Source organism: Vibrio sp. 378 (genome assembly GCF_033339435.1).
On record NZ_JAWOUO010000826.1, the window covers coordinates 1 to 595 of the forward strand.

General features: G+C 44.9%; 1 protein-coding gene. It reads right to left on the minus strand.

Going from position 1 to position 595, the window contains the following annotated elements; translation table 11 throughout:
* Positions 1-595, minus strand: a 595-nt coding sequence (locus R7Q48_RS29070) for a HAMP domain-containing sensor histidine kinase (protein ID WP_318133827.1), incomplete at both ends; no start/stop codon positions are given.

Below are 595 nucleotides of genomic sequence, written 5' to 3' on the forward strand. Positions count from 1 at the left end.
GCATTAAAATGGACTGAACAATTTTAGTACCAATGCCTAGCGCGCCAGCTTGCGCATTCAGCTCTATTTGGTTGGAAAAAGTAAAACGAACTTGAGATGTATTATCGCCCCGTTTTACATCGCAACTCACGGTCGCATCCGACGGACTATGCCGAAGTGCATTTTCCAATAAATTCAATATCAATCGTTCTAATAACCCCTTATCCCCTATCGCTTGGATTGGCTCATCTACGGTAATGTTCAACGTCACGCCTTTACGTTGAAACTGACTTTGCATGGTTTCGGCGCATTCTGCCATTAGTTGGCTAATATCAATAGGAAGATACTCATAGCTCGGCAGCGGAGCTTCTTGTTTTGCCACATCCAACAGAGCGTGCAATTGCTGGGAGAGTTTTTCACTGTTGCGAAACGCCACTTCAATGAGCGGATCGGGGTCAGGATGCTGCAAACGCCAAGTTTCCAAATACCCAAGCACGCTCGAAAGCGGCGTTTTTAAATCATGGCTCAGTTGCAAAAGACTTTGGCGGCGATGAGAGGATTGATATTCAAGTTGCAAAAATTGCTGCTGGATGTGTTTTGCCATCAATTGATAAGA